The organism is Frankia sp. AiPs1, assembly GCF_023716945.1.
In the GTDB taxonomy this organism is placed as follows: Bacteria; Actinomycetota; Actinomycetes; order Frankiales; family Frankiaceae; genus Frankia.
In genome coordinates this window covers 1-13,925 of record NZ_JAMQQF010000122.1, presented here as the reverse complement: position 1 = coordinate 13,925, position 13,925 = coordinate 1, and the positions used below count along the sequence as shown (strand labels likewise).

The 13,925-nt window shown below is 73.3% G+C and carries 13 protein-coding genes and 1 pseudogene; 8 read left to right on the top strand and 6 right to left on the bottom strand.

Annotated features, from left to right (window positions below; translation table 11 throughout):
• The first annotated feature begins 101 nt into the window (after positions 1-101).
• From ND748_RS13575 to ND748_RS13555, 5 genes are all read left to right on the top strand, one after another.
• Positions 102-1,094 carry a cytochrome d ubiquinol oxidase subunit II gene (locus ND748_RS13575; protein ID WP_251746163.1) on the top strand — a complete coding sequence of 331 codons (993 nt, stop codon included), beginning with the start codon at positions 102-104 and terminating at the stop codon, positions 1,092-1,094.
• Between the two features lie 97 nt (positions 1,095-1,191).
• Positions 1,192-2,049 (top strand): CPBP family intramembrane glutamic endopeptidase, encoded by an 858-nt coding sequence (locus tag ND748_RS13570; RefSeq protein ID WP_285902062.1) that lies wholly within the window; start codon positions 1,192-1,194, stop codon positions 2,047-2,049.
• 164 nt (positions 2,050-2,213) lie between these two features.
• On the top strand, positions 2,214-3,782 hold the full coding sequence (locus ND748_RS13565) for a CYTH and CHAD domain-containing protein (RefSeq protein WP_251746161.1): 1,569 nt from the start codon (positions 2,214-2,216) through the stop codon (positions 3,780-3,782).
• An 88-nt stretch (positions 3,783-3,870) separates the two neighbouring features.
• Positions 3,871-4,899: an aldo/keto reductase gene (locus ND748_RS13560; protein ID WP_251746160.1), complete on the top strand. Its 1,029-nt coding sequence runs from the start codon at positions 3,871-3,873 to the stop codon at positions 4,897-4,899.
• 512 nt (positions 4,900-5,411) lie between these two features.
• Complete coding sequence (locus tag ND748_RS13555) at positions 5,412-5,615, top strand: cold-shock protein (RefSeq protein ID WP_018500469.1); 204 nt, start codon at positions 5,412-5,414, stop codon at positions 5,613-5,615.
• A gap of 582 nt (positions 5,616-6,197) precedes the next feature.
• On the opposite strand, the gene ND748_RS13550 is transcribed toward ND748_RS13555, so the two are convergent.
• Both ND748_RS13550 and ND748_RS13545 read right to left on the bottom strand, forming a co-directional pair.
• On the bottom strand, positions 6,198-7,301 hold the full coding sequence (locus ND748_RS13550) for an aspartate-semialdehyde dehydrogenase (protein ID WP_251746159.1): 1,104 nt from the start codon (positions 7,299-7,301) through the stop codon (positions 6,198-6,200).
• 91 nt (positions 7,302-7,392) lie between these two features.
• The gene (locus ND748_RS13545) at positions 7,393-8,661 is read right to left on the bottom strand and encodes an aspartate kinase (protein WP_251746164.1); all 1,269 of its coding nucleotides are present in this window, start codon (positions 8,659-8,661) and stop codon (positions 7,393-7,395) included.
• A gap of 301 nt (positions 8,662-8,962) precedes the next feature.
• Between ND748_RS13545 and ND748_RS13540 the strand changes: the two genes are divergently transcribed.
• The gene (locus ND748_RS13540; protein WP_136448448.1) at positions 8,963-9,547 is read left to right on the top strand and encodes a TerD family protein; all 585 of its coding nucleotides are present in this window, start codon (positions 8,963-8,965) and stop codon (positions 9,545-9,547) included.
• A gap of 20 nt (positions 9,548-9,567) precedes the next feature.
• Positions 9,568-10,731: a zinc-dependent alcohol dehydrogenase family protein gene (locus ND748_RS13535; protein WP_251746158.1), complete on the top strand. Its 1,164-nt coding sequence runs from the start codon at positions 9,568-9,570 to the stop codon at positions 10,729-10,731.
• A 118-nt stretch (positions 10,732-10,849) separates the two neighbouring features.
• Here the strand turns inward: ND748_RS13535 and ND748_RS13530 are convergent, their stop codons facing one another.
• Complete coding sequence (locus tag ND748_RS13530) at positions 10,850-11,302, bottom strand: hypothetical protein (RefSeq protein ID WP_251746157.1); 453 nt, start codon at positions 11,300-11,302, stop codon at positions 10,850-10,852.
• 552 nt (positions 11,303-11,854) lie between these two features.
• On the opposite strand from ND748_RS13530, the gene ND748_RS13525 reads away from it, so the two are divergent.
• Positions 11,855-12,463, top strand: a complete 609-nt coding sequence (locus tag ND748_RS13525) for a hypothetical protein (protein WP_251746156.1) — start codon at positions 11,855-11,857, stop codon at positions 12,461-12,463.
• A 29-nt stretch (positions 12,464-12,492) separates the two neighbouring features.
• On the opposite strand, the gene recR is transcribed toward ND748_RS13525, so the two are convergent.
• The 3 genes and pseudogenes from recR to ND748_RS13510 form a co-directional block, all read right to left on the bottom strand.
• Positions 12,493-13,092: a recombination mediator RecR gene (gene recR / locus ND748_RS13520; protein ID WP_251746155.1), complete on the bottom strand. Its 600-nt coding sequence runs from the start codon at positions 13,090-13,092 to the stop codon at positions 12,493-12,495.
• Between the two features lie 15 nt (positions 13,093-13,107).
• Positions 13,108-13,608 carry a YbaB/EbfC family nucleoid-associated protein gene (locus ND748_RS13515; protein WP_251746154.1) on the bottom strand — a complete coding sequence of 167 codons (501 nt, stop codon included), beginning with the start codon at positions 13,606-13,608 and terminating at the stop codon, positions 13,108-13,110.
• A 21-nt stretch (positions 13,609-13,629) separates the two neighbouring features.
• Positions 13,630-13,925, bottom strand: a pseudogene (locus tag ND748_RS13510) (DNA polymerase III subunit gamma and tau); the annotation flags it as partial.

The following is a 13,925-nucleotide window of genomic DNA, read 5'->3' as shown; positions in this document are numbered from 1 at the left end:
CTGCTGGGCCGGCGCTCCGCCGGGGGCCGGCACGCCTCCACCGCCCGCCGTCCCGACACCGGCGCGCGCACCGCCGGCCGCACCGACCGGGGAGAGACCCGATGACCTCCGCCGATCTGCTCCTCGTCGTCATGGTGATCGGCCTGACCGCCTACGCGCTGCTTGGCGGCGCGGACTTCGGCGGCGGCGTGTGGGATCTGCTCGCCCGGGGACGGGACGCGCGGGCCCAGCGCAAGCTGATCTCGAACGCGATCGGGCCGGTGTGGGAGGCCAACCACGTCTGGCTCGTGTTCATCGTCGTCGCCCTGTTCAGCGGGTTCCCACCCGCCTACGGGGTGGTCGGCTCGTCGTTGGAGGTTCCGCTGTCGGCCGCGCTGGTCGGCATCGTGCTGCGCGGTGCGGCCTACGTCTACCGCGCCTATGGCGCCGGGGCGGCGGGTCCCGACCACTGGTGGGGGCACGTCTTCGCGGTGTCGTCCACGATCACCCCGTTCGCGCTCGGGGTGGCCGGGGCCGCGCTGGCCACCGGGGACATGTCGCCCGACGACCCGTTCGCCCCGGTCCGCAGCTCGTTCGGCCTCGTCTGCGGGCTCTTCGCGGTCGCCGCGACGGCCTTCCTCGCCGCCGTCTACCTGTGCAAGGACGCGGCGGCCTCGCCGGCCACCGAGCACCTGGTGGCCGCCTTTCGCCGCCGCGCCGTCGGCGGGGCCGTGGTGTGCGGCATCCTCGCGCTGATCCTGCTGCCGCTGTTCTGGGACCAGGCTCCCGTGGTGGCGCACCGGTTCGCCGACCGTTCGCTGCTGCTGGTGGTGCTCTCCGCGGTCGGCGGGATCGGCTCCCTGGTCGCGCTGGCGCGTAACCAGTTCGTCGCCGCCCGGCTGGCGGCGGGTCTCGCGGTCGCCGCGATGCTCTGGGGCTGGGCGATCGCCCAGTACCCCGATCTGATCGTGGGGCAGGTGACGGTCGAGGACGCCGCGGCGCCGTCGGCCAACATCCACGCGATGATCTACGCGGTCGTCGGCGGTCTCGTGATCGTCCTGCCGCCGATGATCGTGCTGTACCGGCTGTTCACCCGGCCCGAGCCGGTGGACTGACCGGCTGACCCGATCGGCGGTCCTGGATTTGCGGTCCTGGATTTGCGGTCCTGGATCGGCGGCCCTGGAACGGCGGCCCTGGATCGGCCCGGCGGGGATGTCACCGCCGGGCCGATCCGTGGTCGGACCGCCCATCCGGGTGAGCTACGGTCGACCGGTGACGGATGCCCCTCTGCCGGCGCCGGTCACGGCCGAACCGCTCACCCGGCGGGTGCTGGTCGCCGAGGTCTGGCTCGTCCTCGGGGTCTCCTTCGCCGCCTCCGCGCTCTACGCGCTCATCCGCTACGTCGGCGTGCTCACCCGGCCGGGACCGGTCCGTTCCCAGGTCGCCCGGCTGAACACCTCGGCCGCGCCGGGCCGCCCGTGGCTCGACCTCGCCCTGCAACTGGCCGACGTCGCCACCGGCGTGGTGCCCGTGCTGCTGGCCGTGCACCTGCTGGCCCGCCACGGCGGCGGGCGGCGCGTGATCGGCCTCGACGGCCGGCGACCCGGCCCGGATCTCGCCCAGGGCGCCCTGCTCGCCGCCGGGATCGGCGGCCTCGGCCTCGGTTTCTACCTGCTGGCCTGGCACAGCGGCGCCAACCTCACCGTCGCGCCCTCGAGCCTGCCCGCCGTGTGGTGGCGGGTGCCGGTCCTCGTCCTGAGCGCCTGCCAGAACGGCCTCGCCGAGGAGGTCATCGTCACCGGCTACCTGCTGGTGCGGCTACGCGAGCTTGAGGTCTCGCCGGGGCGAGCGCTCGCCACCAGCGCGCTGCTGCGCGGTTCCTACCACCTCTACCAGGGCCTGGGCGGGTTCGCGGGCAACCTCGCGATGGGGCTGCTGTTCGCCCGGCTGTTTCAGCGCAACGGCCGGGTGCTGCCGCTGGTGATCGCCCACTCGCTCATCGACACGGTGGCGTTCGTCGGCTATGTGCTCCTGGTCGGGAAGGTCTCCTGGATTCCCGCTCCGCGCTAAGGTTAACGGCAGGGAAACGCAAGTCGTCCATCAGGTGTCCGATGCTCTTGTTCTTGGCGCTCCGACGGAACATCGGGCAACCACGAGGGTCCGTGGGCGGCGCATCGGCTGCCCGGGTGCGCCGTGCGCGCGGTGCGGGACGACTGATGAGGAGGGCGGGGCGGATGGCCACCGGGGTCCGTGAGATCGAACGCAAGTACGCCGTCGAGTCGACCTTTGTGCTGCCGAAGCTGGGCGGCGTGCCCGGGGTCGCGACCGCGCGGACCCGCCGCGCGGTCAGCCTCGAGGCTGTCTACTTCGACACCGACGACCTGCGCCTTGCCCGCAACCGGATCACGTTGCGCCGGCGCACCGGCGGCTCCGACGCCGGCTGGCATCTCAAGCTGCCGGTCCGCGTCGGTGAGCGTGACGAGCTGCGGCTCCCGCTCGACGCCGCCGAAGGCGTGGTCGACGTCGCCGCGGGCGCGCGGCACACCCCGCCGGCGGAGTTCGTCGACCTGGTGGCGGTGCACCTGCGCGGCGGCGAGCTGCGTCCGGTTGCCCGGCTGCGCACCCTGCGCACCGCCCGGCGGCTGCGCGACGCCGCCGGAGTCGATCTTGCCGAGGTCGTCGACGATCAGGTGTCCGCCCAGACGCTCGGCGAGGCGACGGTCGTGAGCACCTGGCGGGAGATCGAGGTCGAGCTCGTCGACGGCAAGCGCGGCCTGCTCGACGACGTCGGCGAGCTGCTGCTGGCGGCCGGCGCGGTCGTGGCGGCCGACTCCTCGAAGCTCGGCCGGCTGCTCGGCCCCGCCCTCGCGGCCGGACCTGGGCCGGATGCGCCCCCACTGCCGCGCCGCCCGCGCCGGCGGGACCCGGCCGGCGACGTCGTGCGCGCCTACCTCATCGAGCAGGTCCGCGCCCTGCTCGCCGCCGACCCGCGGGTGCGGCTCGACGAGCCCGAGGCCGTCCACCGGATGCGGGTGGCCTGCCGGCGGGCCCGCAGCACGCTGCGGACCTTCGCGCCGCTGTTCCCGGCCGACACGGTGACGCTGCTCGACGGGGAGCTGCGCGACCTGGCCGGCGCGCTGTCCGGCGCCCGCGACGCCGAGGTGCAGATCGCCTACTTCGACGGCCGGCTGGCCGAGCTGCCCGCGGACCTGGTCGCCGGGCCGGTCCACGAGACGGTCAGCGCCCACCTGTCCACCGGGATGGCCGCCGCCCGCGACGAGGCGCTGGCGATGCTGCGTAGCGACCGGTACTTCGCCCTCGTCGCGAGCCTGCTCACCCTCGTCCGCGCGCCGCTGACCGGCGCGGCGCGGCGTCCGGCCGGCAAGGTCCTGCCCGACCTCGTCCGCCGCGCCGACCGGCGGCTGGGCACGAAGGTGACCGCCGCCGCCGGGCTACCCGTCGGCCACGACCGGGACGAGCTGCTGCACTCCGCGCGCAAGCAGGCCAAGCGGCTGCGTTACGCCGTCGAGGCGGTGACCCCGCTGTACGGCCAGGACGCGACGGCACTCGTCGGCCAGGCGGAGCGGGCGCAGGAGCTGCTCGGCACCCATCAGGACGCCACCGTCGCGCGCGACCTCCTGCGCGGCTGGGGCGCCGCCGCCCAGGCCCAGGGGGAGCCCACCGCGTTCACGCTCGGGGTGCTGTTCGGGCTGGAGGAGTGCCGCGGGCGGCTGGCCGAACGGGACTTCTTCGACGCCTGGCCGCGGATCTCCGCCGCGAAGTACCGCCGCTGGCTCGACTGAACGCCCCGGGCGCCGGGCATCTGCGGGCCGGGGGCGGGTAGCCTCCGGTCGACCCCGCCTGCGTCCCCGGTACCACAGGAGGCTCGCCATGACCACGTCGACCACGCTGCCGACGACGCCGTTGGGCCCGACGGGCATGCAGATCACCCGGGTGGGCTTCGGCGCCTGGGCGATCGGCGGAGCGGGCTGGGCCTTCGGCTGGGGTGCCCAGGACGACGCCGAGGCGGTCGCGGCGATCCGCCACGCGGTTGCGGCGGGGATCAACTGGATCGACACCGCCGCCGTCTATGGGCTCGGGCACTCCGAGGAACTCGTCGCCCGGGCGCTCGCCGACATCCCCCCGGCCGAGCGGCCCTACGTGTTCACCAAGTGCGGCCTGGTCTGGGACGACGCCGACCGGACCGTCCCGCCGGCCCGGGTGGGCGCCCCGGCCTCGATCCGGGCCGAGGTCGACGCCTCGCTGCGCCGGCTCGGCGTCGACCGCATCGACCTGTACCAGCTCCACTGGCCGCCGCAGGACGGCACGCCGATCGCCGACGCCGTCGGGACACTGCACGAGCTGCGTGCCGCCGGCAAGATCCGTTCGGTGGGCGTGTCCAACTTCTCCGTCGACCAGCTCGAGCAGGCCGCGGCGGCCGGCGGGGTGGACGTGCTGCAGCCGCCCTTCTCCCTGATTGACCGTGCCGTCGCCGCCGAGATCCTGCCGTATGCCGCCGCCCACGGCATCGGCACGATCGTCTACAGCCCGATGCAGTCCGGGTTGCTCTCCGGGCGCTGGAGCGCGACGCGGACCGCCGAGCTGCCGGCCGACGACTGGCGGCGGCAGGCTCCCGAGTTCAACCCGCCTGCCCTGGAGCGCAACCTCGCGCTCGTCGACGTCCTCGTCGAGGTCGCGCGCCGGCACACCACCACGGTCGCCGCCGTCGCGGTCGCCTGGACGCTGGCCTTCCCCGGGGTGAGCGGTGCCATCGTCGGGGCCCGTCGCCCGGACCAGCTCGACGGCTGGTTGCCGGCCGGCTCGCTGACCCTCACCGGCGGTGATCTCGCCGAGATCGCCGCCGCGGCGCAGCGGCTCTCGGCCGGCCGCGGTCCGCTGCGGCCCGCTGGCGACGCGTAGCCGCCCCGCGAACGGAGGTCCGGTCGGTTCCAGTCGGTTCCGGTCGGTTCCGGTCCTGTCCCGGCATGCCGGTGGTGGTCGGAACCGGCCGACGGCGGGGTGGGCCCGATTGTGGGTCGTGATGTGGTCTTGGCCGTGGTCGGAGCGGAAGTCCGGTCGGTCACCCGTCCGAGTTGCCACGTCTGGGCCATCCATCGCCCGGTCGGTGCCACACGCTGCCCACGCTGGGAAATCCCTGTCAGCTCGACGGATTGCGGGACGGCCCGGGTGTACTAGCCCGTGGCCGGGCCGGCGGCGTTGTTCTGTTACCGGGGCATGAAGTCGACTTCCTTGCTCGGAGGACTCCCGCGAAGCCCTCCGTCCGTGTAGCGTCGTCCCTGGCCGGAGTTCGCCGGTTCGTGTCTCAACCGAGGCACCGGCGGAACAGCGCCAGGATCTCTTGTGGCTTCCTGGCGTTCGGTCCGGGGCTCGCGCGGTGCGGGTCCTGACTGCACCAGCAGGGAGAACGGCACGTGGCTCAGGGCACGGTGAAGTGGTTCAACTCGGAGAAGGGCTTCGGCTTCATCTCCGTGGACGGCGGCGGCTCCGACGTCTTCGTCCACTACAGCGCGATTGACATGGACGGTTACAAGGCACTAGAGGAGGGCCAGCGGGTCGAGTTCCAGGTGACCCAGGGTCAGAAGGGTCCGCAGGCCGACGCCGTCCGCGTCGTCTGAGCCACGAGAGACTTCACGGTCAGCCCGCCCATCGGGTGCTCCGCTGGGCGGGCTGACCGCTTCTCCGCGTCGTTCGTTGCGCGGTGGAGTCGATTACACGACTGCCCGATAGTGCCGGCGGGCTTCGTTTCCCCGGCCCTGCCGGGTGTGTCGCCTCGATCGGAGCCTCGATCGAACAGTTCTCCAGAAGGCGCCTTTCCCCTGGCCAAGCGGGAATCGAACGATCTTCGGTGTCACACCATCGCCGATCGGTTGATCCGTCTTCTGGCGGGTCGCCGCACTTTCGCCGATCGGCGTGATTTCGGTGACGGATCGCCGTCGGGGCGATGGCTGTTCGTGCAAAGTCGGGTAATCGCATCCCGGTTGTTCGACCGTGCGTTCCCGGTCTTCGCTTGCGGCTCCTCTCGCCGACCAAAGCTTAAAGGTTGCTGAGAAACGCGCACAAAGCGAATGTGTGGCGCTGTCGCGATCCGACCAATCACGGCTCGGCGCGGATGGTGCGCGGGTTCGTGGCGGGCCGGCCGCGCGTCGGCGCCGGCCGGCCCACCACCCGCGGCGTCCGGTCCCGGTTCAGCCGGTCCGTCAGCCGCCCGTCGACGCGGTCTGCGCGGCCTCGGCCTGCCCGGCGACGAGCAGCTCGGCGATCTGCAGCGTGTTCAACGCCGCTCCCTTGCGCAGGTTGTCCCCGCAGAGGAACAGCGCGATCTCGTGCGGGTCGTCCGGCGACTGCCGGATCCGCCCCACCCAGGTGGGATCGGTGCCCACCACGTCCGCAGGGGTGGGGAACTCGCCGGCGGACGGGTCGTCCACCACCGCGACCCCGGGGGCGCTCAGCAGCACCGCGCGGGCCTCGTCACCGGTGACGGGCCGCGCGAAACGGGCGTGCACCGCGACGGCATGGGTGGTGATCACCGGTACCCGCACGCAGGTGGCCGAGACCCGCAGGTCTGGCAGGCCGAGGATCTTGCGGGACTCGTTGCGGACCTTGAACTCCTCGGACGACCAGCCGCCGTCGCGTAGCGACCCGGCCCACGGCACGACGTTGAGCGCCAGCGGTGCGGGGAACGGGCCGAGGCCCTCCTCGCCGATCGCCTTGCGCACGTCCCCGGCGGCCTGGCCCAGCTCCCGCGTCCCGCCGACGGTGGCGAGCTGGTCGTAGAGGGTGTCGATGCCGGCCTGGCCGGCGCCGCTGGCGGCCTGGTAGGAAGCGGCGAACATCGACTCCAGGCCGAAGGCCCGGTGCAGCGCGCCGAGCGCAACGATCATCGACAGGGTCGTGCAGTTCGGGTTGGCGATGATGCCCCGCGGGCGGGCGGCGAGCTGGTCGGCGTTGACCTCGGGGACGACCAGCGGGACGTCGTCGTCCATCCGGAAGGCGCCGGAGTTGTCGACCGCGACCGCGCCGCGCGCCGCCGCCACCGGCGCCCACTGCGCCGACACGTCGTCGGGGACGTCGAACACGGCGACGTCCACGCCGTCGAAGACCTCCGGCGAGAGCACCTGCACGGCGACGTCCGCGCCGCGCACCCGCACGGTGCGCCCGGCCGAGCGGGCCGAGGCCACGGGCCGGATCTCCCCCCACACGTCCGGACGTTCGGCGAGCATCGACAGCATCACCGTGCCGACCGCGCCGGTCGCGCCCACCACCGCGAGCGTCGGCCGCCGGCCGGCCTCGTTGCCCGTCATGCCCCAGCCTCCCGGTAATCCCTGGTCAGTGCCCCGCCGTCGGTCAGCGCTGTGCCGCCGGTCGGTGCTGTGCCGTCGGCGATCAGTGTGCTCATCGGCCGGTGCCCGCGTAGACGACCGCCCCGCCATCGGGGTCGCCGAGCTCGAAGGCGCCGTGCACGGCGCGCACCGCGCCGGGCAGGTCGGTGTCGCGCACGACCACCGAGATCCGGATCTCCGAAGTGGAGATGATCTCCACGTTGACGCCGGCGTCGGCGAGGGCGCCGAAGAACCGTGCCGACACCCCGGGGTGCGACTTCATCCCTGCGCCGATCAGCGACAACTTGCCGATGTGGTCGTCGTAGAGGGTCCGCTCGAAGCCGATCTCGCCCTGTACCTTCGCCAGCGCCGTCAGCGCGGTCCGTCCGTCGGCCTTGGGCAGGGTGAAGGAGATGTCGGTGCGGCCGGAACCCGCGACCGAGCCGACCTGGACGATCATGTCGAGGTTGACGTCCGCGTCCGCGACGGCCCGGAACACCGCCGCCGCCACCCCCGGCTTGTCCGGGCAGCCGGCGACCGTCACCTTCGCCTCGCTGACGTCGTGCGCGACGCCGCGGATGATGGCCTGTTCCACGAGCTGTGCCTCCGGAATCTCGGTGACCCACGTGCCCGGCTTCGAGGAGAACGACGAGCGGACGTGCACGGGGACGCTGTAGCGACGCGCGTACTCGACGCAGCGCAGCATGAGGACCTTCGCACCGCAGGCCGCCATCTCCAGCATCTCCTCGTAGGAGATCGTGTCGATGCGCCGGGCGTCGGGGACGATGCGCGGATCGGCGCTGAACACGCCGTCGACGTCGGTGTAGATCTCGCACGCGTCGGCGTGCAGCGCCGCGGCGAGCGCGACCGCGGTCGTGTCCGAGCCCCCCCGGCCCAGGGTGGTGATGTCCTTGGTGTCCTGGCTGACGCCCTGGAAGCCGGCGACGATCGCGATCGCACCTTCGTCCAGGGCGGCCCGGATCCGGCCCGGCGTGACGTCGATGATGCGGGCCTTGCCGTGCACGGAGTCGGTGATGACGCCGGCCTGGGAGCCGGTGAACGACCGCGCCTCGGCGCCGAGAGTGGTGATCGCCATCGCCAGCAGGGCCATCGAGATCCGCTCGCCGGCGGTGAGGAGCATGTCGAGCTCCCGGGCCGGCGGCAGGGGCGACACCTGCTCGGCGAGGTCGAGCAGCTCGTCGGTGGTGTCACCCATGGCGCTCACCACGACCACCACGTCGTTGCCGTCGCGCCGCGCCTCGACGACCCGCTCGGCGACTCGTTTGATGCGGTCCGCGTCGGCAACGGAGGATCCACCGAACTTCGCGACCAGGAGCGCCATGGCAGTCAGGTTACCGAGCGCCGACACCTGCCCGCTCCGCTCGCCGGGGATTGCTCCGATGTGACCTGAGCGCACGTCTGCGCAGTGTGCCCGGGGTCCGACCCGCCGCAACCCCGGCCTGGGGCAACCCCGGCCTGAGGCAACCCCGACCCGCCGCAACGCTGTCGTCCCGGCGACGGCACGCTGGGCGGATCCGGTGCGTTGTGCCAGGGTGACGGCACCGACCGCGTCATATCGACCGCGTACCGCGCGGTTGCAGGCAATGGTCCCCGATGCATCAGTCCAGGAAGGACGATCCGCAATGGCAGTCAGCCTCGCCAAGGGTGGCAACGTAAGCCTCACGAAGCAGGCCGCGGAGGCCGGCACCGCCCAGCTCACCGCGCTGAACGTCGGGCTCGGCTGGGATGCCCGCACCACCACCGGCACCGACTTCGATCTCGACGCCTCCGCCATCGGCCTGCGGGCGGACGGCAAGGCCCTGAACGACAGCTACTTCATCTTCTTCAACAACCTTGCCTCGCCCGAGGGTGCGATCACCCTGACCGGCGACAACAAGACCGGGCAGGGCGAGGGCGACGACGAGTCCATCATCGTCAACCTGCCGGCGGTGCCCGCCGAGATCGACCGGATCGTCATCCCGGTCTCCATCTACGACGCGGTGAGCCGCAGCCAGAACTTCGGCCAGGTGCGCAACGCCTACATCCGGGTCGTCGACCAGGGCGGCAACGAGCTGGTTCGGTACGACCTGTCCGAGGACTACTCCACCGAGACGGTCGTCATCTTCGGTGAGGTCTACCGCAGCGGCGCCGACTGGAAGTTCCGGGCCGTGGGCCAGGGCCACAACGACCTCGGCGGCCTGGCCCGCGACCACGGCGTCAGCGTCTGAGTCGCGGGCCGGCCCAAGCCATGCGGGCCTGGCAGGTCGTGACGCCCGGACCGATGGGCACCGGGCCGCTGCGCGCGGCCGAGCTGCCCGTGCCCGAACCGGGGCCCGGGCAGGTCCGGCTGCGCGTCGACGCGTGCGGCGTGTGTCGCACCGACCTGCACCTCGCCGAGGGCGACCTCGTGCCGCACCGGCCGCGCACCGTGCCGGGGCACGAGGTCGTCGGCCGGATTGACGCGATCGGCCCCGGGGTGGCGCTGGCGGCGGATGCGGATGGCGCCACACCCCCGAGCGCCGAGCCCGGCGCCGAGGGTCCCCGCAGTGCCGCCGGCGCTGACATCGGCGGCGGCCTTGGCAGCGGGGCAGGTGTTGGTGTTGGCGGTGGAGCAGGTGTTGGTGTTGGTGTTGGCGTCGGGCCGCGTGGGGTGCGCCTCGGCGACCGGCTGGGCGTGGCGTGGCTCGGCTCGACCGACGGGACCTGCGTCTACTGCGCCCGCGGCGCTGAGAACCTCTGTCCCGCGTCGACCTACACCGGCTGGGACGTCGACGGCGGGTACGCCGAGTACGTCTGCGTCCGCGCCGACTACGCCTACCGGCTGCCCGCCGGCTACAGCGACGCGGAGCTCGCCCCGCTGCTGTGCGCCGGCATCGTGGGCTACCGGGCGCTGCGGCGCGCGGAGCTGCCCCCCGGCGGCCGGCTGGGCATCTACGGTTTCGGCGCGTCCGCCCACCTCGCCGCCCAGGTGGCGATCGCGCAGGGGGCGCGGGTCCACGTACTGACCCGGTCGGCCCGCGCTCGGGCGCTGGCCCTCGAACTCGGTGCGGCCTCCGCGACGGGGGCGTACGGCGCGCCGCCCGAGCCGCTGGACGCGGCGGTGCTGTTCGCGCCGGTGGGTGACCTGGTGCCGGTGGCGCTCGCGGCGCTCGACCGCGGCGGCACCCTGTCCGTCGCGGGCATCCACCTCAGCGACATCCCGCCACTCGTCTACGCCGACCACCTGTTCCAGGAGCGCGACCTGCGCAGCACGACCGCGAACACCCGCGCCGACGGCGCGGAGTTCCTCGCGATCGCCGCCGAACACCGGCTGGCGGTGACGGTGTCGCCCTACCCGCTCGCCGCCGCCGACCAGGCCCTCGGTGACCTCGCCGCCGACCGGGTCACCGGCGCGGCCGTCCTGCTGCCCTGACGGCCCAGCCGGGCGGCCCAGCCGTGCGGGCGTGGCCGGGGGCCGCCCCGGACGGGCCGATCAGTCCGCCCAGACGGGGTCAGGCCGCCCGGCCGGTCAGTCCGCCCAGACGGGCCGGTCAGTCCGCCCGGGCGGGCAGCCGGCGCAGCAGCACCGTGCCGGCGACGGTGAGGGCCGCAGCGGTCGCCACCTCGCGGGGCAGCCGGTGGCGGGCCTCGTTCTGGATCTTCTCGTGGAAGCGGTCGAACCGGCTCGGCCACGGACTGGAGCCGACGAAGTAGCGCCCCACCTTGTCGGTGTCGGGCAGGCAGGCGCCGGTCATGCCGGCGAGGACCGCCAGACGCCGTCCGGCCGGGGCCGACGCGGTCAGCAGCGCCATGGCGGCCAGCCCGGCGACCCCGTCCCGGCGGGCGATCGGCAGCCACTCCGACTCGGTGTTCGGGCCGGTGCCCCAGTGCGGCAGCGCGTCCATGGCGAGATGCGAGAGGAATCCCGCGGCCAGGGCGGGCACGGGATGCCGGATCGCCATACCCACGAAGGCGCCCGCGCCGACATGCGAGCTGATGATCATTCGGTGGACCTCCTGGTGGCGGTGTGGACCGTCCGCCCCTAACCATGCCGCCCGGCTCCGCGGGCGCTGACCGCGGGGGTCGGCATCGGTCCGGCATCGGCCCCAACTGTGGTCGTTGCGTGGTCCGCGGGAACGGTCGGAAGAGCGGACGTCGCAAGCAAATGCACGTGCGAACGCTTCGCTGGATGAACGTTCCAAGGAGATCGCCGACGCCCGGTCGGACGCCGATGCCGACGCGCGTCCGAAAGCGAGGGCGGACGAGATCGCGAAAGCGCGCGCTTCTGCTCGCGCGAGTGCACATGATGGGCACATGGGCGCGCGGCGTAGCATCTGGGTGCATAGCGCAGCGAGGCGTTGCAGATCCCCGCATGGACGGCCGGCAATAGCCGGGGCCGGTAGCGGAAAGTGACCGCATGTGCGGACGGTGACCGAGGGCGGCGGGGAGGTAGCGGATGATCTCCAGGGGAAAGCTCGGCCCACCGGGAGGCTGGCTGAGCCTCAGGGGGGCGGCCTCGGGGCATGCACGGGCGCGATGTCACCTGAGCGGCCTGGATGGATAGGTGGATCCGAGGCGTGCGGACCTGTCCCTTACGCGATGCCGGTGATCTCGGTGCCGCCCTGCCACCGGGCGTCGTCATCTCGGTGGCGTGGCGGTTGGACGGTGCCGGACGGATCATCGGCGGAATGCTGCCCCGCGGGCATCCCCAGGGCGGCCCGCAGGGCAAGCGGGTCCTGCACGGGGAGGGTGTCTGGGCGGCCGAGATGTTTCCGCGGGACCGGGAGATCACCGCGGAGCTCGACCTGGTCGAGCCCGGTTCCGCGGCCCGCCCCGCCCGGCTCGTCGTGCACGGCCCGGAGCGGGACATCGTCGGCTACGTGGACCAGCCGCGGCTGCCCGCGGACCGGTACGCCCGGCTGACGACCGGCATGCGGCGCGACGCCCGCCAGATCCGGATCCGGGCAGCCGGCCGGATCTGGTGGATCAGGGCGACGAAGGTCTTCGGCGTGCGGGTCATCCGCGACCACGGGGTGGACGTCTACCGCACCCGCGGCCTACACGCCGTGTTCAGCGCCGAGGCGGACCATCTCGATGTCAGCGTCGTCCTGCTGACCCTCGCCTCGATCCCCAGCTCGACGTACGCGCCGATCCTCGGCTTCTGACCTCTGACCGGGGCCCCCGGCCCGGTGGGTCAGGCGTTGACGACCCGGCGTCCCTCGAAGGCGCGGCCGAGGGTGACCTCGTCGGCCCACTCCAGGTCGCCGCCCATCGGCAGGCCGCTGGCCAGCCGGGTGACCCGCAGCCCCATCGGCCCGATCTGGCGGGCGAGGTAGGAGGCGGTGACCTCACCCTCGGTGTTCGGGTCGGTGGCGAGGATCAGCTCCGTCACGGTGCCGTCGGCCAGCCGCGCGATGAGTTCGCGGATGTGCAGATCGTCGGGCCCGACTCCGCCGATCGGATTGATCGCCCCGCCGAGCACGTGGTACCGCCCGCGGAACTCCCGGGTGCGCTCGATCGCGACGACGTCCTTGGGCTCCTCGACCACGCAGATCAGGGCCTGGTCGCGGCGGGGATCGGCGCAGATCCGGCACAGCTCCGCCTGGGCGACGTTGAAGCAGCTCCGGCAGAACCGGACCTTGTCCTTGACCTCGATCAGCGCGGTTGCCAGCCGGCGGACGTCCACCGGGTCGGCGGCCAGCAGGTGAAACGCGATCCGCTGGGCGCCCTTGGGGCCGATGCCGGGCAGCCGCCCGAGTTCGTCGATCAGGTCCTGGACGATGCCCTCGTACATCGGTGCTCCCGCCCGTCAGCCCAGTCCGGGACGACCGGGACCGCGCGGCGCCGCGCCGCCGCCGCCGGCCAGCAGGCCACCGAGATCACCGAGCCCGCCGAGCGCTCCACCGGCAGTGGCGGCGCCACCCAGCCCGCCGGCACCCAGCCCGCCAGTGCCCAGCCCGCCCGTGAGCGAGCCCATCCGTTCCGCGGCGAGCCGGTGCGCGTTGGTGGTCGCGTCGCGGACCGCCGCGAGGATCAGATCAGCGAGCGTCTCGGTGTCCTCCGGATCGACCGCCTCCGGGCTGATCGTGAGGTCGACGAGCTCGCCGCCGCCGTTGACGGTGGCCCTGACCAGGCCGCCGCCGGCCGTGCCGTCCACCCGGGCGGAGGCGAGCTCCTCCTGGGCCGACTGGAGCGCGGCCTGCATCTTCTGCGCCTGCTGGAGGATCTGACCCAGGTGGGCCCCACCCCCGGCGGGCAGTCCACCGCCGGCCGGGGTTCCATCGCCGGCGGAGGTCTGCGAGTTCGACATGTCGACGAGCCTACTTTCCCGTCAGCTTGTCGGGATCTGTTCGATGACCGTGGCGCCGAGCCCGGTCCGCAGCAGGGACATCGCCGCCTCCGCTCCGCCGCGGGCCCCGCCCGCCTGCCCCGGGGCATCGTCGTCGTCGAGGGACGGCTCGTCGTTGACCGGTGATGCAGCGGCTGGGCCACCACTGCCCGCCATGCCGCCCCGCGCCGAATCGTGCCCACCGGCTCCGGCCGGGCCGGCGTCGCGCTGGTCTCCTCCCACCCAGCCGGCGCCACCTCCGACAGCGGCACCCCCACCGCCGGCACCCCGACCTGCGG